The 22206-nt window shown below is 66.5% G+C and carries 26 protein-coding genes; 12 read left to right on the top strand and 14 right to left on the bottom strand.

What is annotated here, in order from left to right:
* Window positions 1-135 precede the first annotated feature (135 nt).
* The 3 genes from gpmA to JHC81_RS02240 are packed head-to-tail and all read left to right on the top strand — an operon-like array spanning window position 136 to window position 2820.
* A complete protein-coding gene (gene gpmA, locus JHC81_RS02250; RefSeq protein WP_292170066.1) occupies window positions 136-861 on the top strand; it encodes a 2,3-diphosphoglycerate-dependent phosphoglycerate mutase in 726 nt (241 codons plus the stop codon).
* Window positions 858-1496 carry a bifunctional diaminohydroxyphosphoribosylaminopyrimidine deaminase/5-amino-6-(5-phosphoribosylamino)uracil reductase RibD gene (gene ribD, locus JHC81_RS02245; RefSeq protein WP_292170063.1) on the top strand — a complete coding sequence of 213 codons (639 nt, stop codon included), beginning with the start codon at window positions 858-860 and terminating at the stop codon, window positions 1494-1496. The genes gpmA and ribD overlap by 4 nt, the downstream gene beginning before the upstream one ends.
* 52 nt (window positions 1497-1548) lie before the next feature.
* Window positions 1549-2820, top strand: a complete 1272-nt coding sequence (locus JHC81_RS02240; protein ID WP_292170062.1) for a pentapeptide repeat-containing protein — start codon at window positions 1549-1551, stop codon at window positions 2818-2820.
* Window positions 2821-2892: 72 nt separating this feature from the next.
* Here JHC81_RS02240 and JHC81_RS02235 read toward each other — a convergent pair whose 3' ends face one another.
* The gene (locus JHC81_RS02235; RefSeq protein WP_292170059.1) at window positions 2893-3357 is read right to left on the bottom strand and encodes an Hsp20 family protein; all 465 of its coding nucleotides are present in this window, start codon (window positions 3355-3357) and stop codon (window positions 2893-2895) included.
* Window positions 3358-3634: 277 nt separating this feature from the next.
* Here JHC81_RS02235 and JHC81_RS02230 point away from each other — a divergent pair, with 277 nt between their 5' ends.
* The 3 genes from JHC81_RS02230 to JHC81_RS02220 all read left to right on the top strand — a co-directional run bounded on the left by JHC81_RS02230 (window position 3635) and on the right by JHC81_RS02220 (window position 6427).
* A complete protein-coding gene (locus JHC81_RS02230) occupies window positions 3635-4441 on the top strand; it encodes a methyltransferase domain-containing protein (RefSeq protein ID WP_292170056.1) in 807 nt (268 codons plus the stop codon).
* A gap of 67 nt (window positions 4442-4508) precedes the next feature.
* Window positions 4509-5429, top strand: a complete 921-nt coding sequence (locus JHC81_RS02225) for a methyltransferase (protein WP_292170054.1) — start codon at window positions 4509-4511, stop codon at window positions 5427-5429.
* The gene (locus JHC81_RS02220) at window positions 5426-6427 is read left to right on the top strand and encodes an alpha/beta hydrolase (RefSeq protein ID WP_292170051.1); all 1002 of its coding nucleotides are present in this window, start codon (window positions 5426-5428) and stop codon (window positions 6425-6427) included. The genes JHC81_RS02225 and JHC81_RS02220 overlap by 4 nt, the downstream gene beginning before the upstream one ends.
* On the opposite strand, the gene hisN is transcribed toward JHC81_RS02220, so the two are convergent.
* The 3 genes from hisN to JHC81_RS02205 form a co-directional block, all read right to left on the bottom strand.
* Window positions 6424-7209, bottom strand: a complete 786-nt coding sequence (gene hisN, locus JHC81_RS02215) for a histidinol-phosphatase (RefSeq protein WP_292170048.1) — start codon at window positions 7207-7209, stop codon at window positions 6424-6426. The two genes, JHC81_RS02220 and hisN, sit on opposite strands and share 4 nt — an antisense overlap.
* Window positions 7210-7269: 60 nt before the next feature.
* Complete coding sequence (gene rlmN, locus JHC81_RS02210) at window positions 7270-8424, bottom strand: 23S rRNA (adenine(2503)-C(2))-methyltransferase RlmN (RefSeq protein ID WP_292170045.1); 1155 nt, start codon at window positions 8422-8424, stop codon at window positions 7270-7272.
* Window positions 8425-8491: 67 nt separating this feature from the next.
* Entirely contained in the window at window positions 8492-8911 is a 420-nt protein-coding gene (locus JHC81_RS02205; protein ID WP_292170042.1) for a metallopeptidase family protein, read from the bottom strand.
* Between the two features lie 97 nt (window positions 8912-9008).
* On the opposite strand from JHC81_RS02205, the gene JHC81_RS02200 reads away from it, so the two are divergent.
* The 4 genes from JHC81_RS02200 (at window position 9009) to JHC81_RS02185 (ending at window position 13787) form a co-directional block, all read left to right on the top strand.
* Window positions 9009-11345 carry a PAS domain-containing sensor histidine kinase gene (locus tag JHC81_RS02200; protein ID WP_292170040.1) on the top strand — a complete coding sequence of 779 codons (2337 nt, stop codon included), beginning with the start codon at window positions 9009-9011 and terminating at the stop codon, window positions 11343-11345.
* 89 nt (window positions 11346-11434) lie between these two features.
* Window positions 11435-12274 carry an HAD family hydrolase gene (locus tag JHC81_RS02195; protein WP_292170037.1) on the top strand — a complete coding sequence of 280 codons (840 nt, stop codon included), beginning with the start codon at window positions 11435-11437 and terminating at the stop codon, window positions 12272-12274.
* A gap of 69 nt (window positions 12275-12343) precedes the next feature.
* A complete protein-coding gene (locus JHC81_RS02190; protein WP_292170034.1) occupies window positions 12344-13330 on the top strand; it encodes an AraC family transcriptional regulator in 987 nt (328 codons plus the stop codon).
* Window positions 13331-13568: 238 nt separating this feature from the next.
* A complete protein-coding gene (locus JHC81_RS02185; RefSeq protein WP_292170031.1) occupies window positions 13569-13787 on the top strand; it encodes a hypothetical protein in 219 nt (72 codons plus the stop codon).
* A 3-nt stretch (window positions 13788-13790) separates the two neighbouring features.
* On the opposite strand, the gene JHC81_RS02180 is transcribed toward JHC81_RS02185, so the two are convergent.
* From JHC81_RS02180 to JHC81_RS02145, 8 genes are all read right to left on the bottom strand, one after another.
* Window positions 13791-14117, bottom strand: coding sequence for a PilZ domain-containing protein (locus tag JHC81_RS02180; protein WP_292170209.1), 327 nt, complete (start codon window positions 14115-14117; stop codon window positions 13791-13793).
* Complete coding sequence (locus JHC81_RS02175; RefSeq protein WP_292170028.1) at window positions 14114-14434, bottom strand: 2Fe-2S iron-sulfur cluster-binding protein; 321 nt, start codon at window positions 14432-14434, stop codon at window positions 14114-14116. Before JHC81_RS02175 ends, JHC81_RS02180 begins: the two co-directional genes overlap by 4 nt.
* Window position 14435: 1 nt before the next feature.
* A complete protein-coding gene (locus JHC81_RS02170) occupies window positions 14436-15233 on the bottom strand; it encodes a succinate dehydrogenase iron-sulfur subunit (RefSeq protein WP_292170026.1) in 798 nt (265 codons plus the stop codon).
* A 2-nt stretch (window positions 15234-15235) separates the two neighbouring features.
* Window positions 15236-17020, bottom strand: a complete 1785-nt coding sequence (gene sdhA / locus JHC81_RS02165) for a succinate dehydrogenase flavoprotein subunit (RefSeq protein WP_292170023.1) — start codon at window positions 17018-17020, stop codon at window positions 15236-15238.
* A 4-nt stretch (window positions 17021-17024) separates the two neighbouring features.
* On the bottom strand, window positions 17025-17429 hold the full coding sequence (gene sdhD / locus JHC81_RS02160) for a succinate dehydrogenase, hydrophobic membrane anchor protein (protein ID WP_292170020.1): 405 nt from the start codon (window positions 17427-17429) through the stop codon (window positions 17025-17027).
* The gene (gene sdhC, locus JHC81_RS02155; RefSeq protein WP_292170207.1) at window positions 17426-17803 is read right to left on the bottom strand and encodes a succinate dehydrogenase, cytochrome b556 subunit; all 378 of its coding nucleotides are present in this window, start codon (window positions 17801-17803) and stop codon (window positions 17426-17428) included. The genes sdhD and sdhC overlap by 4 nt, the downstream gene beginning before the upstream one ends.
* A 213-nt stretch (window positions 17804-18016) precedes the next feature.
* Window positions 18017-18445: an HIT domain-containing protein gene (locus JHC81_RS02150; protein WP_292170018.1), complete on the bottom strand. Its 429-nt coding sequence runs from the start codon at window positions 18443-18445 to the stop codon at window positions 18017-18019.
* Window positions 18445-19350, bottom strand: coding sequence for an SIMPL domain-containing protein (locus JHC81_RS02145; RefSeq protein ID WP_292170015.1), 906 nt, complete (start codon window positions 19348-19350; stop codon window positions 18445-18447). Before JHC81_RS02145 ends, JHC81_RS02150 begins: the two co-directional genes overlap by 1 nt.
* A gap of 220 nt (window positions 19351-19570) precedes the next feature.
* Between JHC81_RS02145 and JHC81_RS02140 the strand changes: the two genes are divergently transcribed.
* Window positions 19571-20125, top strand: a complete 555-nt coding sequence (locus JHC81_RS02140) for a peroxiredoxin (RefSeq protein ID WP_292170013.1) — start codon at window positions 19571-19573, stop codon at window positions 20123-20125.
* An 89-nt stretch (window positions 20126-20214) separates the two neighbouring features.
* Window positions 20215-20748, top strand: coding sequence for a carboxymuconolactone decarboxylase family protein (locus JHC81_RS02135; RefSeq protein WP_292170010.1), 534 nt, complete (start codon window positions 20215-20217; stop codon window positions 20746-20748).
* On the opposite strand, the gene JHC81_RS02130 is transcribed toward JHC81_RS02135, so the two are convergent.
* On the bottom strand, window positions 20745-21287 hold the full coding sequence (locus tag JHC81_RS02130) for a hypothetical protein (RefSeq protein ID WP_292170007.1): 543 nt from the start codon (window positions 21285-21287) through the stop codon (window positions 20745-20747). The genes JHC81_RS02135 and JHC81_RS02130 overlap by 4 nt on opposite strands.
* Window positions 21288-21331: 44 nt before the next feature.
* Window positions 21332-22192: an aspartate/glutamate racemase family protein gene (locus tag JHC81_RS02125; RefSeq protein WP_292170004.1), complete on the bottom strand. Its 861-nt coding sequence runs from the start codon at window positions 22190-22192 to the stop codon at window positions 21332-21334.
* Between the last annotated feature and the right edge of the window lie 14 nt (window positions 22193-22206).

Here is a 22206-nt window from a genome sequence, read left to right as displayed (position 1 = left end):
GTGGTCCTGATGCGTTTCGCCCTTGGTATAGACCGGGCGTCGGGACCGTCACAACGCGAGAGCGGCACAAGTGCTGCAAACCTTGACCGGTCTCTAGGCGCGGCCTACCCAAAACGGACCTGTTCGGAGAGTTGAATGCCCCGCCTGATCCTGCTGCGACACGGCCAGAGCCAGTGGAACCTGGAAAACCGCTTCACCGGATGGGTCGATGTCGACCTGACCGCCGAGGGCGAGGCCCAGGCCCGCAAGGGCGGCGAACTGATCGCCCAGGCCGGTTTCCACCCGGCGGTGATGTTCACCTCGGTGCTGAAACGCGCGACGCGGACCGGGGCGCTGGCGCTGGATGCGGCGGGCCTGAAGGATGTGCCGGTGGTTGAGGACTGGCGTCTGAACGAGCGTCACTATGGCGGCCTGACCGGGCTGGACAAGGCCGAGACCGCGGCCAAGCATGGCGAGGACCAGGTAAAAATCTGGCGGCGCAGCTACGACATCCCGCCGCCGCCTCTGGCCCCCGGCGGCGAATGGGATTTCGCGGGCGATCCCCGCTATGCCGGCAAGGCCATTCCCGACACCGAAAGCCTGAAGACGACGCTGGACCGCGTCCTGCCCTATTGGAACGAGGCGATCGCGCCGCGTCTGAAGGCGGGCGATGATGTGATGATCGCGGCCCACGGCAACTCGCTGCGGGCCATCGTCAAACACCTGTTCGCCGTGCCGGATGACCGGATCGTGGGCGTGGAGATTCCAACCGGCAATCCGCTGGAGATCGATCTCGACGCCGACCTGAGCCCGACCGCCGCGCGGTATCTGGATGCGGCGCGGGCGACCGAGCTGCCGCCCCTTCCAGGACACGCATCATGACGGACGCCCAGGCCGCCTCCGACGACATCCGGTTCATGGGGCGCGCCATCGCCCTGGCGCGCGGCCACATGGGTCAGACATGGCCCAATCCGTCGGTCGGCTGCGTCATCGTCAGGGACGGCGAGGTGGTGGCGGAGGCCGCGACGGCGGCGGGCGGGCGCCCTCATGCCGAGGAACAGGCCGTCCCCGCCGCGGGCGACAGGGCACGTGGGGCCACCGCCTATGTGACGCTGGAGCCCTGCGGGGCGCGCTCTTCGGGCCGCACGTCCTGCTCGCACTTTCTGATCGAGGCGGGCGTGGCGCGTGTGGTGATCGCCGCAGTCGATCCTTCACCGTTCGCCTCCGGGCGTGGCGTGGAGCGGTTGAAGAAGGCCGGGCTGGAGGTCGAGACGGGTCTTCTGTCTGATCAGGCGGCGGTTCTGTACGAGGGCTATCTGCACCGTGTCGAGACGGGGCGGCCCATGGTCCGCATCAGCGCCGACGGAGAGGGGTTCGACGCCCGCTTCGCCGCCTCGGCCAAGGCCGATCTGACCACCGAACTGAAACGCCTGGGCGAGGCTGGCTACACCCGTGTCTGGGTGGGGCCGGGCGACCTGGCCGAGGCCCTGGCCGAACAGGGCCTTTTGACCGCCTGATCCTCATTCCCTGCAAGGCTTCCTTAAAGCCTCGCCGTTAAGGATGAACGCCATGACGGGGGAAACCGCGAACACGGTCGCCAGAAGGCGCATCGAACAGGCCGAACTGGACGCCATCTGCGCCCGGCACGACCGCCTGTGGCAGGCCAAGCCGGGCGGGGCCCGCGCCGTCTTCGCCTGGATGGATCTGTCGGGCCTGGACCTCAGCGACCGTCATCTGGCCGATGCCGACTTCTCCGCCGCCTGCATGATCGGGGCGAACCTGTCCGGCTCGCGGCTGGACAATGCCGTCTTCTTCGGCACCGACATGCAGGACTGCAATCTGTCCGAGGCCAGCCTGCGGCGTGCCGACCTGCGCGGCGCCTGCCTGCGCGGGGCCGACCTGACCGGGGCCGATCTGTTCGAGGCCGACCTGCGCGAAGGCACCATCGCCTCGGCGGACGCCAAGATGGGCTATCGCGTCATCGAGGCCCGCTCGCGCAACGAAACCCAGGCGCAGGGGGCCTGTCTGGCCGGGGCCAATCTTGAGCGATCCAAGCTGACCGGCGTCGTCGCCGTCGCCGCCGACTTCTCCGATGCCATCATGAAGGACTGCAAGCTGGTCCGGGCCAATCTGAAACAGGCCAGTTTTCGCGGTGCCGACCTGGCCGGGGCCGATCTGTCGGGGGCCGACCTGTCAGGCGCCGACCTGCGCGACGCCATTCTGGTGGGCGTGAAATCGGCCATGTGGCGCACCGACGGGGCCGACATGTCCGGAGCCCTGACCGACACCAAGTCCGCGGGCGAGCCCGTTTCGCGCATGCCCGCCGCCAGCATGCTGGCCGAACACGCCCAGTGGTGCGAGACCGGTGGGGCGTCCGGTCAGCCGTCCGTGTTTGACGGGGTCGATCTGCGGGCCCTGCGGTCGATCACCGGCTACAATCTCACCGCCCTGTCGGCCAAGGGCGCCGTCTTCTATGGCCTGGACATGGAGGGGGTGCAGCTTCAGGGCGCGCATCTGGAAGGAGCCGATCTGCGCTCGGTCAATCTGAAGGGCGCCGACCTGCGGGGGGCCCGCCTGAAGAACGCGCGGCTCAATGGCTCGGACATGCGCGGAGCTCAGCTCGGTCCGTTGATGATCGCGGCGGACCGGCTGCTGCCGGCGGACCTGACCGGCGCGACCTTGCGCGGCGTCGATCTGTCGGGGGCCGACATGAAGCGTGCCGTGCTGACCGGGGCCGACCTCAGCCGCGCCAAACTGCACGGGGCCTGCCTGCGTCAGGCCGAGCTGACGGATGCCGACACTCATGGCACCCACGGACTGGAAGCGGCGCTCAACGCCTGACACGAAAAAGGGGCGGCGCGAACGCCACCCCTCTCCTGGTTGCCCTATCGCGCGGTCGCGCGACTTGAGAGCTTAGGCCGCCTTGGTCTTCTTGCCTTCGATCAGGGCCTTGCCCGAACCGATCTCGATGCGGCGGGGCTTCAGGGCCTCGGGCAGTTCGCGGGCCAGTTCGATGGACAGCAGGCCGTTGACCAGGTCCGCGCCCTTCACGATCACATAGTCGGCCAGCTGGAACCGGCGCTCGAAATCGCGCTCGGCCAGGCCGCGATGCAGATAGGTGCGCTGCTCGACGTCGTCATTGGCGGTCTTGCGACCCGTGACGGTCAGCAGGTTTTCCTTGACCTCCAGGTTCAGCTCTTCGGGCTTGAAGCCGGCCACGGCGATCTCGATCCGATAGGCATTCTCGCCCGTCGTCTCGATGTTGTAGGGCGGCCAGCCGTTTTCCTGGCTGGTGCGCGCGGCGCTTTCAAGCAGACTGGCCAGACGGTCGAAGCCGACGGCGGAACGATAGAGGGGGGTAAAGTCGACAGTACGCATGTCATCCTCCTGAGGATCAGCAAGGTTGAACCGTTCCCGCGTTTTTCATGGCCCGGAACGGCGGTTGGGGATCAGCCCGCACGGCCCGATGCTCGGCCCCGTCCGGTCTGGAGGACCCGATATCGGCATCCTCGAGAGACAAGGTGGGAAACGGTTTTTCGGCGTCAAGGGGTCTGGAAAGCGCGTCCTTCTGTCCTGACCCGCGGATGGACACTTGCCCCGCTGGCCGGGGATGGTCAGGGTAGCGCCACCGCTCACCGCATCCGGAACCGACCCCATGCGCCTGCTCGCCATCGCCGCCCTGACCGCCGTCGTCCTGCCTTCCACCGCCCTGGCCCAGGCCCTGCCCGCCATGCCGACCGCCAACGAGACGCCGGCCCAGCGGGCCGAGCGCCGAGCCGCCATGACCCCGCCGGTCGCCCAGGAGGACGCCGCACTTCAAGCCGCCATCGGTTCAGAAACCCGGCCCGCCGCAGACGTGGCCCGCGACGCTTATCGCCATCCATATGAGACCCTGACCTTCTGGGGCCTCCAACCCGGTCTGACGGTGGTGGAGATCGAGCCCGGCCGCGCCGGCTGGTGGAGCCAGATCCTGCAGCCATATGCCGAGGCGACCGGCGGTCGCTACGTCGCCGTCAACCGCCCGCTGGAAACCATGGGTGTCGAGGACGGCCAGGCCGATATGATCATCGTCGCGCGTGCCTTTCACAACTGGCACCGGGCGGGGCGGACCGATGCCTATCTGGCCGCCTTCTTCAAGGCGCTGAAGCCCGGCGGCGTCCTGGCCGTCGAACAGCACCGCAGCGTCGATGGCCTGAACCCCGATCAGACCGCCCCGACCGGCTACATGCCCGAAAGCTGGGTCATTCGCGCGGCCCAGAACGCCGGCTTCGTCCTGGATGCCCGCAGCGAGCTGAACGCCAACGCCGCCGACGACCGCGATCATCCGTTCGGGGTCTGGACCCTGCCGCCCGTGCGTCGCTCCGAACAGGACGGCCGCACCCTGACCGCCGAGGAACGCGCCGCCTTCGACGCCATCGGCGAAAGCGATCGCATGACCCTGCGTTTCCGCAAGCCGGAATAGGCTTCGGTTTTGACCCTGACGGTGAACCTGTCTACTTCCGGACGGACCGTTTCCGGCGGGAGGCTTGATGACTGAGGCGAGGACGAACGGCAGGCTTGCGATCTCTCGCCGATCCTGGCTCGCGGGCTCGGCGGCGCTGGGTCTCGTCGCCGTCGCGGGGTGTGGCCGCGAGGAGCCTTCGGCCCGCGATGCCGTCCCCGAGACGCCCAGCGGTCCGCCCGAGGGGTCGCTGGAATGGGCCATCGCCGGACCCTGGCGCTCGGCCAGCGACCGCGCCCGGGACGGCGACCGGCACCCGATGGAGACCCTGCGCTTCTTCGGCCTTCAGCCGACCATGACCGTCGTCGATTTCTGGCCGGGCAGCGGCTGGTACACCGAAATCCTGGCCCCTTATCTGGCCGAAGGTGACGGCCAATACATTGCCGCCGGTTTCCAGACCGGTCCGCTGACCGACCCGGCGCAGAGTCAGCTGATGGCGGCGTTCGAGCAGCGCTTCACCACCGACAAGAGGCTTTACGGCGAGATCGTCCTCAGTGCCTTCGGTCCCACCTCCGGCCCCGTGGCCGAAGCCGGGACGGCCGACATGGTCCTGTTCATGCGCTACATCCATGCCTGGATGGCCGCGGGCATTGCCGAGAAGGCCTTTGCCGATGCGTTCGCGGCGTTGAAGCCCGGCGGCATCCTGGGCGTCGAGCAACACCGCTTGGGCCCCGAGCAGGATCAGGACCCCGCCGCCGCCAGCGGCTATGTGCAGGAAGCCTTCGTCAAGCAGCTGGCCGCAGAGGCTGGTTTCGCCTTCGTGGCGGCGTCCGAGATCAATGCCAATCCGGACGACGACACCGACCACCCTTTCGGCGTCGAGACCTTGGCCCCCTTGCGTCTGACCGCGCCGCGGGGAGAACCCGCCGACCCCGAGTTCGACCGCACCGAATACGACGCCATCGGCGAGAGCGATCGCATGACCTTGAAGTTCAGGAAGCCCGAGTGACCGACACCGCCGCCTTCACCCCCGATGCGCCCCTGATGGGCGTTCCAGGCGCTGCGCCTCCGCCCGGCGGCAAGGGCGAATGGTTTCGCGGGGCCGGGGGGCTTCGGCTCCGCGCTGCCTTCTGGACGCCTTCGACGCTCGTTGCGTCCAAACCGCATGGCACTGTGGTGGTCAGTCCGGGTCGCACCGAGCCCATCGAGAAGTATTACGAGGTCATCGGCAACTTCCTGGCACGGGGCTGGTGCGTCATTGCGCACGATTGGCGCGGCCAGGGCCTGTCGGCCCGTCTGCTGCCCGATCGGCTGAAAGGCCATGCTCGCGCGGTCGAGGAGTTTCTGGACGACTACGACCGTTTGCTGGATGCCTTCGAGAGCCGCGCTCCCAAGCCCTGGATCATGGTCGGCCACTCCATGGGCGGCGTGTTGAACCTGATGAGCCTGGAACAGGGCGAGACCCGCTTTGCCGGCGCGGTCCTTTCGGGTCCCATGCTGCGCATCAAGACGGGCAAGCGGGCCATGTGGTCGGTCAAGCTGGCCGTGCGCTGGAACCTGCGCCATGGGCGGGCCGGGGACTATGTGCTGGACGATGCCGACGACCCCTTCGACCACACCTTCCAAAAGGACGCCCTGACAACGGACGAAGCCCGCTACGACCAGTGGCGACAGCAGCTCTATGCCTGCCCGCATCTGGCCGTCGGCGGCCCGACCTGGGGCTGGCTGGCGTTCGGACTGACTGTGGGCGAACGCGCGCTGAAGACGGGGGCGTTGAGGTCCGTGCGGATCCCGGTCTGCATCGTTCAGGCCTCGGACGATGACAGGGTCTGGAAACAGAGCAGCCAGTGGGCCGCCCGGCGCATACCGCGCGGCCGCTATGTCGAGGTCCCGGGGGCCAAGCATGAGGTCATCATGGAGACCGACGACAAGCGGGCTGTCTTTCTGGAGGAGTTCGATGTGATGGCCGCGACCGTCTCGCCGGAGAATGGCACGCCAACAGGCTAAAGCGCTGCGCGCCTCAGGGTGACCAGAGCCTGCTCGCGGATCGACACATCCCCGACAGCCAGAATCTGGCCATTGCCGTCGGGCGCCTCGCCCCGCCAGTTGGTCACTGCCCCGCCCGCCGCTTCGACAATGGGTACCAGGGCCGACCAGTCCCAGACCTTCAGGCTGGTCTCGGCCACCAGATCGATCCGCCCCGCCGCGATCATGGCATAGGCATAGGCATCGCACCCCAGTCGGGCCAGGCGTGCCGCCGCCCGCACCTGGGTCCAGGCCCCCAGCTCGGCACCGGTGAAGATGTCGGGGTCTGTCGTGGCGATCACCGCCTCGGTCAGGCGCGAGCAGGGGCGCGCCTTGAGTACAGAAGTCTGATCGCTTTTCAGCAACCGCGCGCCCGAAGGCCCGCCGACGAATATCTCGTCGAGATACGGCTGACCGATGATGCCGACCGTCGGTCGCCCCACCACACGCAGCCCGATCAGATTCGTCCAGAGCGGCAGACCGGCGATGAAGGCGCGCGTGCCGTCGATGGGATCCAGCACCCAGACATGCTCCGCGTCGGGCCGGTCCTCGCCATACTCCTCGCCGATCACGCCATGGTCGGGATAACGGTTGGCGATCATGCGACGCAGCGCCACCTCGGCCTCGCGATCGGCTTGGGTGACCGGATCGAACGCGCCCGGTCCGCCCTTGTCGACCTGCTCATAATCGCCCCGAAAGAACGGCAGACTGACCCGCGCCGCTTCGCGGGCCAGATCGATGGCGAACAGTTCAAACTCGGTCATAGATAGCCTGGGATCACAACAGGGAGACCGGCCAGTCACTGCCAGCCAAGGAGGAAGGCTTCAAGCCGCCGCCTGCTCCGCCTTGCGCACGGCCGACGCCCGCAGCTTCTCGCTTTCGGACTTCAGCTGACCGCACGCGGCCAGGATATCGCGACCGCGCGGGGTGCGGATCGGGCTGGCGAAACCGGCCTTGTTCAGGATGGCGGCGAACCGCTCGATCGTGCCCCAGTCCGAACACTGATAATCCGTGCCGGGCCAGGGGTTGAACGGGATCAGATTGACCTTGGCCGGAATGCCCTCGATCAGCTTGACCAGGGCCCGCGCCTCGTCTGGGCTGTCGTTGACGCCCTTGAGCATGACGTATTCGAAGGTGACGCGCCGGGCGTTCGACAGGCCCGGATAGGCCCGGATGCCCGCCATCAGGGCTTCCAGATCATACTTCTTGTTCAGCGGTACCAGTACATCGCGCAGGGCGTCGTTGGTGGCGTGCAGGCTGATGGCCAGCATGGCCTGCGTCCGGTCGCCCAGCGGACCCAGCTGCGGCACCACGCCACTGGTCGAGACCGTGATCCGGCGCCGCGACAGGGCGATGCCCTCGGGGTCCGAAATGATCTCGATGGCGTCGGCGACGTGGTCCAGATTGTACAGCGGCTCGCCCATGCCCATGAAGACGATGTTGGACAGGCGGCGGTCCTCCATCGGCGACGGCCATTCGCCCAGGTCGTCGCGGCAGACCTGAACCTGAGCCACGATCTCGGCGGCGGTCAGGTTGCGCACCAGCTTCTGCGTGCCCGTGTGGCAGAAGGTGCAGTTCAGGGTGCATCCGACCTGGGACGACACGCACAGGGCACCCGCACGGCCCACGTCGGGAATATAGACGGCCTCGACCTCGATGCCCGGGGCGGTCCGGATCAGATATTTGCGGGTGCCGTCCTTCGATACCTGCCGCTCGACGATCTCGGGCCGGGCCAGGGTGAAGGCCTCGGCCAGTTTCGCCTGCATATCCTTGGCGACATTGCTCATCAGGGCGAAGTCGGTGACGCCGTGATGGTGGATCCAGCCCCAGATTTGGCTCGCCCGCATCTTGGCCTTCTCGGGCGGACAGACACCCGCATCGACCAGCGCCTGACGCAGGCTTGCACGCGTCAGTCCCGCCAGATTGACGGGTCCGGGCGTGGCGGCGGTCGTGCGCGTAAGGTCGAGCGAGAGGCTCAAAGGGCGATATCCTGAACGGGCGGGAGGCGGGCCTTATAGCACAGATCGGGCAGGATTTAAGGCAGGGTCAGTCATCCCCCTCCACCTCGTGAATCCGGTCGTCGTCCAGCCCGAAATGATGGCCGATCTCATGGATCAGGACGTGGGCAATGATCTCGGACAATCCTACATCCCCGCGCTCGCACCATTCGTCCAGGATCGGACGACGGTACAGGAATATCCGCGACGGCTCCGGCGCGGCTCCCATGCCGTCCCGCAGGCCGATATCGACTCCGTGGTACAGGCCCGTCAGCTCGAACGGGTCATCCATGCCGAAGCTGGCCAGCGTCTCCTCGTCGGCGAAATCGTCGATGCGGATGACGACATCGCCGGCCAATGCCCCGAACGGCTCAGGCAGCGCGTCGAACGCCTCGCGGGCCAGTCGGGCAAAGTCGTCCAGCGACGGGGCTGTCTGGTCAGTCCAGGGTGAAGAGGCTGCGTCGGTCATGGCGTCCATATCGGATGTCCGTCGCCCGCTCGCAAATCGCGCCACGCGGGTTATGGTTACCGAATCGGGGCGTGGGGCTCCGCTTTACGGATCAGGGATGGCCGACGCCGACATCGCCTATGTCGCGACCGCGGGTGCCGCAGGTCTGGCGCTCGCGCTCAGCGCCTGGGCCGCGCGGCTGCGCGGCCAGTTGGCCAGGCGTGCGGCGAAGGCCGAGGCCGATCTGGCCGCAGCCCGCGTCGATCTGGCGGATCGCGATGGTGCCCTGGCCGCGTTCGAGGATGTTCGCCTGGCCCTGACAACCGACGGCCAGACGCGACGACTGGGGTCCGAGGGGGCATGGCGCACCATCGTCAGCGAACTGGCCCTGAAGCCACCCGCCCCCGACACCGATCCGGCGCTGGTCGTGCTGGATGCCGTGCGTCGCATGGAGGCCGAGCGGCTCGACGCCCTGATCGCGCGGGGCGAGGCCTTCGATGCCGTGCTGGAGGGGTCGACCGCCGCCTGGACGGTCGAGGGCCGATCCTCGGCCGGAGCCGCCTGGTTGCGACTGTCGCGACTGGCCCTGATGGGCACGGCGGCCGAGAGCGGTCTGGGTTTGCTGGCCGAGGCCTATCCGGCCCCGACCTGGATCACCGACGCGTCGGGCAAACTGGCCTGGGCCAACAAGGCGTGGCTGGCAGAACTGAAGGTCGACACGATCGAGGCGGCGTGCGAACAGGGCCTGAGCTTCGATCGTGGGGCCGACGCCATCGTGGCCGAGGCCAGTCGTCTGCGGCAACACCAAGAAGGGTTTCGCTGGACCACTGGCGATGGTCGCAGGCGAGCATGGCGCATCATGGCCGAGCCGGTACAGGGCGGGGCCGGAGCGGTGCTGGCCTTCGCCCTGGACATGACCGAGGCCGAGGAAACGCGCGATACCCTGCGCCGTCACGTCGAGGCCCATGACGAGACCCTGAACCACCTCGCCGACGCCGTGGCCATCTTCGGTCCCGGCAAGCGACTGGCCTTTCACAACACCGCCTTCCAGCAGCTGTTCAACATCGATCCGGCCTGGCTGGATGAGCGCCCCACCCATGCCGAACTGCTGGACGCTTTGCGTCAGCGCCGCCAGCTCCCCGAAGTCATCGACTATGCCGGGTGGAAGGCCAATGAGCTGGAGTTCTATGGGGCGACGGAGGCGGCACCGGACGACAGCTGGTCCCTGCCCGACGGTCGCACCCTGCGCATCGTGCGCCAGCCGCACCCGCTGGGCGGCGTGCTGTTGCTGTTCTCCGACATCACAGACGAACTTCAGTTGCGCAGCCGATTCAACGCCCAGCTTCAGGTCCAGACCGCCACCCTGGACAAGCTGAACGATGCGGTGGCCGTTTTCGGCTCCGACGGACGCCTGCGCCTTCACAATGAGGCGTTCGAGACCTTCTGGGCCCTCCGTCCCGATCAGCTTGAGACGGCCGGTGAGTTCGACGCCATCGCCGCCCTGTGTCAGCAGACCATGCCCGACCCGGCCCTGTGGCTGGGGTTGAAGGCCCGCGTCGCCGACCCCGACCCCGAAAGTCGCGTGCCGATTTCCGGCGAAGGCCGCACGCTGGATGGTCGCGTGGCGGCCTGGCAGACGCGCCCTCTGCCAGACGGTGCGACACTTGTGGCTTTCTCCGATGTGACGGCCCGGCGCGATCTGGAACAGGCCCTGGCTGCAAAGGCCGCCGCACTTGACGAAAGCCAAGCCCTGAAGCGCGAGTTCGTGGGCAGTGTGTCCTATGAGCTGCGCACGCCGCTGACGACCATCGTCGGCTATTCCGAACTGCTGGAAACCCTGGGCGACCTGCCCGAGCGAAGCCGCCAGCATGCCGGTGCCATCCGCATCGCCGCCAGCCAGCTGGCCCGCTCGATCGACGACGTTCTGGACATGAGCCAGATCGACGCGGGCGAGATGGAGCTGACGCTGGGCGACATCCGCCTCAGCGACCTGCTGGACGACGCCGCGTCGAAGGTCCGTGCACGGATCGAGGGACGCGGGGCTACGCTCGTCGTCGATTGCCCCACTGGATTGAAACCCATCCGCGCCGATGCCGGCCGCATCGCCCAGTGCCTGGACCATCTGCTGGACAATGCCACGCGCGCGGTATCCGAGGGCGGCACCGTCACCCTGGCCGCTGAGGCGACGACATCGGAAGTCCGCATCCGGGTCGAGGATACGGGTCGCGGCATTCCTTATCATCTGCAGGCCCATGTCTTCGACCGTTTCGTCCGCCGCGAGCGGGGCGGCCCCGGCGTCGGCCTGGCGCTGGTCAAGGCCCTGGTCGAGCTGCACGGCGGGTGGGCCGAGGTCGAGAGCGAGCCCGGCAAGGGCGCGGCCTTCATCCTGCATCTGCCGCTGGAGGCGACGGTGTCAGCGGCCGCACCGGAGCTGGGATTAGGTTCTAGGGGTTAGGGTTTAGGTGCTAGGGAGAAAAGGCACGCTCGAAATCTCGTCCGCTGCACTTCCCTGGAACCTCGTCCCTAGAACCTAGAACCTTCCCTATGAAGCCCCTCAAGACCGCCCTGATCTACGACTTCGACGGCACCCTCGCGCGCGGGAACATGCAGGAGGTCAGCTTCATCCCGTCCATCGGCATGGACATCGGAGCCTTCTGGGCCGAGGCCGAGGCCCTGACCCAAGCCGCCGATGCCGACGGAATCCTGATGTATATGCAGCTGATGCTGCGCCATGCGCGCGACAACGGCGCGCCGATCACGCGCGAGACCCTGGCCGAACAGGGGCGCGAGGTGGCGCTGTTCGAGGGCCTGAAGGACCTGTCCTGGTTCGACCGGATGAACGCCTTCGGGGCCCAGTACGGCCTGGATATCGAGCACTACATCATCTCCGCCGGGCTGGAGGAGATGATCGAGGGCACGCCGATCCGGCCCGCTCTGACGCACGTCTTTGCCTCACACTATGTCTATGACGAAAAGGGGGAGGCGGCCTGGCCCGCCGTCGGCGTCAACTACACGACCAAGACCCAATACCTGTTCCGCATCAACAAGGGCGTGAACAATCACTGGGAGAACGAGCGGATCAACCATTTCATCCCGGACGAAGACCGCCGCGTCCCCTTCGACCGAATGATCTTCCTCGGCGACGGCGACACCGACGTACCGACCATGAAGATGATGCACACGAAGGGTGGGTTCTCGATCGCCGTCTATGACCCGCGCTCCAACGAACGCGATCAGAAGAAGGTCTACTCCCTGATCTCCGAGGACCGGGTGAACTTCGTCGCCGCCGCCGACTATCGCGAGGGCACGGCGCTGGATTTGATCGTCAAGGGGCTGATCGGGCGTATCGCCATCAACGCCGGGACCATGCCCGCCGGGATCTGACGCGCCGCATTCGGAACATAGTTCGTCGGACGGCGTATTGCTCCGGTTGTCTTAACCAAGGGAGCCCGAATGTCGGAGCCGCTGCCGATCCTGCGCTATTCGACAGAGGCGTTTCCGCCGGAAGAACGCTATGCGAGATGGTATCTCAGGGACTGGCCGCGCCAGCGCCCGATCTATCGCACCCAGCCGACCGAGCCGTTCGATACCTCTTGGGAAACGGCTCAGCTGGGCTCCATCATATTTGCCGCCGCCACCATCACGGCGATGCGGTGGGAACGTCACATCCAGGACATCCGTGACTCGGACTTCGACCCGATCATCCTGAACCTGATGGTGCGCGGCGAGGCGCAGGGTCAGATCGACGGCCTGCCCTTTCACGAGACCGCCGGCATGGGCCATTTCCACGACCTGTCCCTCCCGTCGCTGCACATGTCGACCGGCAGCTTTACCTACAGTTTCATCCTGCCGCGGCCCGTGGCCGAGGCCTGGTTCGCGCCCCTTCACGACCTTCGGGCCCTGGTTCTGACGGCGGATCAGGCGGCCCTGCTGATCGATTTCGCGGCGGCGATCCACAGGGCCATGCCGACCCTGACCCAGGCCCAGGCCGAGCCGCTGGGACGCAGTGCGCTGGAGCTTATCGCTACGGTCCTTAAGGCGGCCCGACCGTCGACGACCCCCCTGATCAGCGCAGACGAGGCCCTGCATCTGCGAGCCTCTGAAGCGATCGAGCGGCGTCTGGTGGAGGGCGATGTGAGTGTCGAGGCGCTGTGCAAAATCCTGGGCGTATCGCGCGCGCGCCTGTTCGCGGCCTTTCAGAAGGATGGCGGTGTTCAGGCCTTCGTCCTGACCCGGCGGCTGGACAACGCGCGTGCGGCCCTGGCCGACATCTATCGGCACGAGACGATCGGCACGATCGCTCACAGGCTGGGCTTCAGCGACGCGGCTCACCTCAGTCGCTCCTTCCGCGCCCGCTACGGCATGACGCCGCGCGAATACCGTCAGCTTGTGGCGACCAATCTACAGGTGATGCGCACCAGCACCGCCCCTGAACGCTGATACAAGATTCAGCGACGGTCGTCCTAACGCGCCGGCGAGCCTCGGTGTACGGCCAAATGCGCTTCAGGATTGCGCGGAGAGGCTTGGGTCGGGGGACCATGGCTTTGCCCGATGCTGGCGCTGGAGATCGAGGGGATTTCCATGATGGACGGAGCAGACGCTGTCTTACCGCGCGTTCGCTGACCGGGTCGGGCGGGGCCCGATCCGACCGTCCGGGCGAACACGAAGGGAGGACGTGATGGCGACGATCAGGAAAACGGGCACCACACAGACGCCCCCGGCCGCGAACCATATCGGCGAGGACAAGAGTTTCGGGCGCGCCTCACAGCTATCGAAGACCGCGCGCAAGTCCGGCCTCAACCCCCACAATGCCAAGGCAGAGGACGACCCTGTCTTGGAGCACGACGCGATTTCCATGAGCAAGACCGCCCAGCCTGCCGGCCACAAGGGTCACTGAGGTCTAACGGCCCCCGGCCCTCAGCCACGCCGCCCGGGCCGCAGCCAGTCGAGAGGGCACCAGCCCGCGCAACAATGCGCGCGAACCCTCCTTGAGCCCCGCCTCTGTCCCCTTGCTCCAGACGACCTCAGCCTCTATGGCGACGGCCTGTTCCATATCCACAACCGTGACGTGCGCAGGCAGGGACAGGGCGCGATCCATGCGGATTTTCATCCCGCGAGCGGACCGGTCCACGATCAGACAGGCCAGCTCGACACCAGGCGCGACGATCAGGGCGCGAGTGTGCGACGGCCTGCGCGGCTCGAACCGCCGCTCGGGTGTCTGGCTCAGTGCTGGTTCTCGGGCAGGCGCACAATCAGCCCGTCCAGCTCGTCCCTGACCCGGATCTGACAGGACAGGCGACTGTTCGGCTGAACATTTTCGGCGAAGTCCAGCATGGACTCCTCCATCGCCGAAGGCCGTCCCGTCTCGGCAGCGAAGGCCTCGTCCACATAGACATGACAGGTCGCGCAGGCACAGGCTCCGCCGCAGTCGGCGTCGATACCGGGCACATTGTTCCGGATCGCGCCCTCCATGATGGAAAGCCCGGTCTTGACCTCCACGACATGCTCGCGGCCGTCGTGCTCGATGTAGGTAACCTTCGCCAACTCAGGCCGCCTGCTTCTTCCGACCCGGGGCGACCATCAGCTTCTTGGTTTCGGCGATGGCCTTGGCGGGGTTCAGGCCCTTGGGGCAGACCTGGGCGCAGTTCATGATGGTGTGGCAGCGGTACAGTTTGAACGGGTCCTCAAGGTCGTCCAGCCGCTTGTCCGTGGCATCATCGCGGCTGTCGGCGATCCAGCGGTAGGACTGAAGCAGGGCCGCCGGGCCCAGATATTCCGTCTGGTTCCACCAGTAGCTGGGGCAGGAGGTCGAGCAGCAGGCGCACAGGATGCATTCGTACAGCCCGTCCAGCTTGGCCCTGTCCTCGGGCAGCTGGATACGCTCCTTCTCCGGATCCGGCTCGTCGGACTGGAGATAAGGCTGGATGCTATCGTACTGGGCGTAGAACAGCGTCAGGTCCGTCACCAGATCCTTGACAACGGGCTGGTGCGGCAGGGGGGCGATGGAGATGTTGTGCGACGAACATTCATCCCAGCCCTTGGTGCAGGCCAGGGTGTTGCGCCCGTCGATGTTCATCGAGCACGAACCGCAGATGCCCTCGCGGCACGACCGGCGAAACGCCAGCGTCGGGTCGATCTCGTTCTTGATGTGGATCAGGGCGTCCAGCAGCATGGGGCCGTGGTCGTCGCTGGAGACCTCGAACGTATCCCAGCGTGGGTCGGCATCGACCTCGGGGTCGTAGCGATAGACCTTGTAGGTCTTGACGTTCTTGGCACCGGCGGGGGCCTTGTGAACCTTGCCGGTCGAGGGCTTCGACCCCCGGGGGAGAGTAAGCTGAACCATCTTCAGTACACCCTTGTCTTGGGCTCGATGTAGGCGATGTCGTCCGACATCGTGTAGTTGTGGACCGGACGGTAGTCGATCTTCACCGCATCGCCCGGGACCTTCCAGGACAGGGTATGCTTCATCCAGTTGACGTCGTCACGATCCGGATAGTCTTCACGCGCATGAGCCCCGCGCGATTCCGTGCGGTTCAGCGCGCTCTCTATCGTGACCAGGGCCTGATCGATCAGGTTGTCGTATTCCAGCGTCTCGACCAGGTCGGTGTTCCAGATCAGACCGCGGTCAGTGGTCTTGATGTCAGCCCCCTGCGCATGGATTGCGCGCAGCTTGGCGGTGCCTTCTTCCAGCGTCTTGCCGGTGCGGAACACGGCGGCGTCGGACTGCATGGCGCGCTGCATCTCGATGCGCAGCTTGGCGGTCGGGGTCGAACCATTGGCGTGGCGGAAACGATCAAGGCGGGCCAGATGGGCATCCGTCGTGGAGGCCGGGGCATCGGGCACGCGAGACGCCTTGTCCACGACCTCCCCGGCGCGCAGACCGGCCGCGCGGCCGAACACGACCAGATCGGTCAGGCTGTTGGAGCCCAGACGGTTCGCACCGTGTACGGACACACAGGCCGCCTCGCCTACGGCCATCAGGCCCGGCACGACGGTGTCGGCATTGTCGCCGACCTTGGTCAGGACCTCGCCGTGATAGTTCGTGGGGATGCCGCCCATATTGTAGTGGACGGTCGGCAGGACCGGGATCGGGGCTTTGGTCACATCCACGCCCGCAAAGATCTTGGCGCTTTCCGAAATGCCCGGCAGGCGCTCGTGCAGCACCTTCGGATCGAGGTGATCCAGGTGCAGGAAGATGTGGTCCTTGTTCGGGCCCACGCCGCGCCCCTCGCGGATTTCGATGGTCATGGAGCGCGAAACCATGTCACGCGGAGCCAGGTCCTTCACAGTGGGCGCATAGCGCTCCATGAAGCGCTCGCCCTCGGAGTTGGTCAGATAGCCGCCCTCGCCGCGCGCGCCTTCCGTGATCAGGCAACCTGCACCATAGATGCCGGTCGGGTGGAACTGGACGAACTCCATGTCCTGCAACGGCAGGCCCGCGCGCAGCACCATGGCATTGCCGTCGCCCGTGCAGGTATGGGCGCTGGTGGCGCTGAAATAGGCGCGGCCGTATCCGCCTGTGGCCAGGATCACCAGCTTGGCGCGGAACCGGTGAAGGGTGCCGTCGTCCAGTTTCAGCGCCGTCAGGCCGGTGCAGACACCGTCCTGCATGATCAGGTCCAGGCCAAAATATTCGACGAAGAACTCGACCTCGCGTCGCACCGACTGGCCGTACAAAGTGTGCAGGATGGCGTGGCCGGTGCGGTCGGCGGCAGCACAGGTGCGCTGCACCGGGCCTTCGCCGAAGTTGCGGGTCATGCCGCCGAAGGCGCGCTGATAGATCTTGCCTTCATCGGTCCGGCTGAACGGCACACCCCAGTGTTCCAGCTCATAGACCGCCTTGGGCGCGTTGCGGACCAGGTATTCGATGGCGTCCTGATCGCCCAGCCAGTCCGACCCCTTGACGGTGTCGTACATGTGCCATTGCCACGAGTCCTCGCCCATGTTGCCGAGGCTGGCCGAGATACCACCCTGGGCCGCCACGGTGTGCGAGCGGGTCGGGAAGACCTTGGTGACGCAGGCGACCTTCAGACCTTGCTGCGCGGCCCCCAGCGCGGCGCGCAGGCCCGAGCCCCCGGCGCCCAGGACGACGACGTCATATTCGTGATCGACGAATTCGTATGCGGTCACGCGGTCAGACTCCGAAACCAGCCGGCAGCGGCGCTGAACCCAGCGCCACCCGCACGATGAAGAAGACGCTGGCGGCGGCCAGCGCGAAACAGATCAGATTCAACAGGCCGATCAGCAAGCCCTTGGTGCCGGGCTTGTGGATGTAGTCCTCGATGATGACCTTCCACGCCAGGCTGGCGAAGCCGAAGAAGACCACGGCCGTCACCGCCGCAAGGATGGCGTTCAGCGGGCTGGCGAACCAGGCCATGACGGTATCGTAGTCGGCCCCGGCCAGGGTAAATGCGCTCGACGCGACCCAGACGCCCAGCGGCATCAGCAGCAGCAGGGCCACGCGCTCGGTCGCCCATTCGCCGGCGCCGTGGTGCTCGGAAACCTTGACGCCGTTTCTGTATGTAGCCCGACCGCTCACAGCGACACCCTCCCGGTGGAGAACAGGACGACCCAGAACAGCACCGCCAGCGGCACCGGGCCCCAGACCGCGATATTGGACAGCAGGTCGGCAGGCTTGATCTGAAGGCCATTGCCCGTGTCGTTGATCAGGTGGCGCCCGCCGTTCAGCAGCAGGGAGAACAGCACCACCGTCAGGCCGAAACCGACGATCAGACCCAAAGGCGAACCGGCGAAGGCAGCCGCGCCGTCGAAAGCCTCCGGTCCGAAGGCCACCGCCGCCAGCCAGGCCACCAGAAACACCGCGCCGACGCTGGCCGCCCCGATGGTGAAGCGGAACAGGATGGAGGCGGTCATGGTCACGTGCCAGCGCCACACCTGCAGGTGCGGCGACAGCGGACGCGGCCGGCCATTGGGCTGGATCACCAGGCGGCCGGTCTGATCGTCAGAAGGGTCGTTGCTGGGGTCGCCCGTCAGGGGGGAGCTTGACATGCGAACGGTTCTCAAAAAAGCCGTGAAAATTCAGGCGCGGACGCCAGTGAACAGGCTTTAGTCAGCAGGGGACCGGGGGTCAACGCACCAGACCGTCGCGGGGTGATCAGTGATCGCTCAGGCGGGACGGCGGAGGGCCTGGATCAGGGTTTCGCGCAGATCGGGAGCCCATGGCACCGCCGACCCACGACCCCAGACCGGATCGGGCCAGACCGGATCATCCGCCCGACGGCCAATGACGTGCACATGCAGCTGGGCGGTGACATTGCCCAGGGCCGCGACGTTCAGCTTCTCGACCGGGCGGTCGATCATTCGTCCCAGCGCGCGCACGGCGTCGCCCGCGATCAGGACCTCGGACATCAGCATGCTCAGATCGGACGGCTCCAGCTCGTCCAGCTCGGTCAGACCGGCCCGACGCGGGATCAGGATCAGCCACGGAAATCGCGCGTCATCCTGCAGCCGGACCTGACTAAGCGCCCAGTCGGCGACTTCTACCGAGCCAGACTCGAACGCCGCGTCCGCCCGGAACTCATCCGCGATGCCCATCAGTTGATAGAATAGATGACGCAGGCCTGATCCGTCAGTTCCCGCCGCGGCGGTTGAAGGGCCAGCGTTGCGGCCGCGATCTGATCTTCCGAAGGCGCGATCCGCGATCCGGTGACCGTAACGGGCGAGGGCGGAGGTGCGGGCGGTGGCACATAGGCGGCTTCTGCCATGTCGTACGCGACATCCGTCGCCTGCGACGCTCCGGCACCATAGGACGGCCAGCCCGCCAAGACATCAGTCTGGCAAGCGCGGCCCGTCGGGTCGATCACGCGGACCCCGCCCAGTGTCGCGCCGGCGTTCGAAGCGGCTTCGCGCGCACGCCGGGCGGCGTCCTTGACAGCTTCGGCCTGGAGCCAGGTCTTGGTCGCATTGTCAGGCTGAAGGTTGAAGTTGACCGGGCTGATCGAGGTTGGCTGGGACGCCACCACGGTGGCATAGACACGCTCCAGCACCCGCACGTCGCGCAGGGTCACGCTGACATTGGCCTGGGCCTCATAGCGTTCGATCCGGTCGGCACGGACATTATCACGCAGGTTACCGGCCTCGTCGCGATACTGGTCGTACAGGGGGCGGGTGGACACGGTCGTCTCGACGCGGACGACGTCTTCGCCATAGGCCGCCAGGGCCTGGCTGAGGGCGCGAACCTGATCGGCGGCCTTGCGCGAAGCCTCAGCTGCGGTGCGCTCGACCGACTGGAAGCTGGCTCCAAATCCGGCGCGGTTGGCCGTGACCTCGGTGCGGACATAGCCGACCGAGGCGATCACCGGATCGCGCATCCACCAGGGCGCCGGCACGTAGCGATCACCGATGGTCGCGGGCGGCGTCTGGGCGTGAGCCGGAACAGCCGTGAGGCCCGTCGATGCGGCGGCGGCGGCAAGGGTCAGGGTGGTGAGCAGGCGACGCATGGCAATCCTCCGAATGTCTTCGGACACTGGCCCCAGGCGGCGTGATCGTAAAGCGGTTCGGTCAAGACGTCAGACTTGATCAGGCTATGGTGCCTATAGATATTATTGATCAACCCTGTCGCCGCGAACGATTGACTTTGTGCAGTGCAGCGCCCATTTCGCACCTGCAAACGGCGCTCCCCCGCCGTCCCCAAAATCATCATCGTTTCAGGAGCACCCTATGCTGGGCGTCGGTAAAAAACTGCCGGAATTCAAGATCATCGGCGTCAAGCCGGGCTTCAACAGCCATGAGGAGAACGGCGTCTCGGCGTTCGAAACGGTCACCCAGGACAGCTTCGAGGGCAAGTGGAAGGTCATCTTCTTTTATCCGAAGGACTTCACCTTCGTCTGCCCCACCGAGATCGCCGAGTTCGCCTCGCTGGCCCGCGATTTCGACGACCGCGACACCGTCGTCCTGGGCGGCTCGACCGACAATGAGTTCGTCAAACTGGCCTGGCGCCGCGACCACGCCGATCTGAACAAGCTGCCGATCTGGCAGTTCGCCGACAACGGCGGCAAGTTCGCCCGCGATCTGGGTATCCTGGACGAGGCCGAGGGCGTCGCCCTGCGTGCCACTTTCGTGGTCGATCCGCACAATGTCGTGCAGCACGTCTATGTCACCAATCTGAACGTCGGCCGCGCCCCCGCCGACACCCTGCGTGTCGTCGACGCGCTTCAGACCGACGAACTGTGCGCCTGCAACCGCCCCGTCGGCGGTGACGTGCTGGCGGCGTAAGGCCAAAGAGGTTCGAGGGGCGAGGGATGAGTATCCTCGTCAAGCCACCCCTCGAACCTCGTCCCTCATCCCTCGAATCTGAGACAACCATGTCGATCGACGCCCTTCGCGACCTGATCCCCGCCTATGCCAAGGACATCTCCCTGAACCTCGGCTCGCTCGCCTCCGAGACGGTTCTGAACGATCAGCAGAAATGGGGCTGTTTCCTCGCCTCCGCCCACGCCATCGGCGTGGCTCCCGTCGTGAAGGTGATCGAAGCGCAGGCGGCGACCGTCCTGTCGCCCGAAGCGATGAATGCGGCCAAGTCCGCCGCCGCCATCATGGGCATGAACAACGTCTACTATCGCGCCCTGCACCTGATGAAGAACCAGGAATACACGACCATCTCCGCGCGCCTGCGGATGAACGTCCTGGCCAATCCGGGTGTCGAGAAGATGGACTTCGAACTGTGGGCGACGGCGGTCAGCGCGATCAACGGCTGCGGCGGTTGCCTGGACGCGCATGAAGGCGTGCTGCGCAAGCATGGCGTGCCCGCGACCCAGGTCCAGGCCGCCCTGCGCATCGGGGCCGTTGTTCACGCCGCCAGCCGGATCGTGGCGTCGGAGACGGCGCTGGCGGACTAGTCCACCGTCACGTCCGACGTGGCCGGGTCCTCTCCGTATTCGACATAACGGATGAACCGATTCCAGGCCCCGCTCATGACGCCATCGACCGCCTCGGCATAGGCCCCGACCCCCGGTCCCTCGACCACGAAGTCCATCGACACCAGCCAACCCCGATTTTCCGGCCCGACAGCAAACGTCAGGTCGGATCGGGTCGCCGTGTCATGAAGTGGCCCCAGGGCAGCGTTCATCGCCACCCGCTGCGGCTCGACCGCCGTGACCGTCGCATGCTCGAAAATCGAACCGTCGGCCAACCGCTCGCACCAGCAGCCGCCTTCTTCCAGAGCCAGCGACAGATTCGCTGCATCGCCGGTGTAGGTATGGGCCGGATCCCACCATTTCGGCAGGTCCCCGACCGTGACGATCACGTCTTCGGGTGTGGTCTCCAGACCGACGGCAAACCGCAGGGTGAAGGCGTTGGCGCTTTTTGACACCACCTCGGCCGCGGCAGGTGTCGCCAGACAACCGAGGGCCAGCGCAACCAGAATGGTCCTGATCATGTGCAATCCTCCCGTCGTCATAGGCCGACGCGCGGTGCCGCGCGTCAAGCGGCGGCGAAGCTCAGCGGCGCGCCCCAGAACTGGCTGACACGGTCGGACTGCGGGCCGGGCGTGCCGGTGGTCAGGAAATCACGGCGCCCCGTCTCGCCCAGACCGTACTCCGGATGGTGCGCGAAATAGCGATCCAGGGCATCGGCCACGGCCTGCGGCTGATGGATGATCGGTGTGCCGTCGGGCAGGGCAGCGGCGAACAGATCGGCCACGATCTCGTAGTGGGTGCAGCCCAGGATAGCCTTGTCAGGATGGCGACCGATCCGGCGGCGCAGGGCGTCGACATGGTCGTTGACCACCACCGTCAACTCCTCGGTCGGCGCGCCCAGCTCGATCAGGCCGGCCAGGCCGGGGCAGGGTTCGGAAAAGACCGCCAAATCCTCGCGCCGCTTGTCGATCTCGATCTCATAGACCCGGCTCATGGCCGTGGCGGCGGTGGAGAAGACGCCGGTGATCTCGATCGCCTGCTTCTTCTCGCCTTCGGCCCGGTCGCGCTCGCTCTCATAGGTCCAGGGCAGACCGGTCGCCGCCTCGATGGTCGGCACGATAATGCCCAGCACATTGACCGGACGGCCATGCCTGGCTCTCGCATCGGGCACCCAGGTCTGCTGCAGCCGGCGCAAAGCGATGGCGCTGGCGGTGTTGCAGGCCAGGACGATGACATTGGCCCCGGCCTCGAACAGTCGCTCGCAGCCGGCGCGGGTCAGATCGACGATCTCCTCTCCGCCGCGCCCGCCATAGGGGGCATTGGCCTGGTCGGCCAGATAGACGAAGTCGCGGTCGGGGAACCGCCGCGTCAGTTCGCGGTGGACCGTCAGCCCGCCAACCCCGGAGTCGAATACGCCAATCGCCATGGCGCGGCTTTACC

Origin of the sequence: Brevundimonas sp. (genome assembly GCF_016463295.1) — a bacterium.
Lineage (GTDB): Bacteria > Pseudomonadota > Alphaproteobacteria > Caulobacterales > Caulobacteraceae > Brevundimonas.
This window is presented reverse-complemented; position numbering and strand designations above follow the sequence as displayed.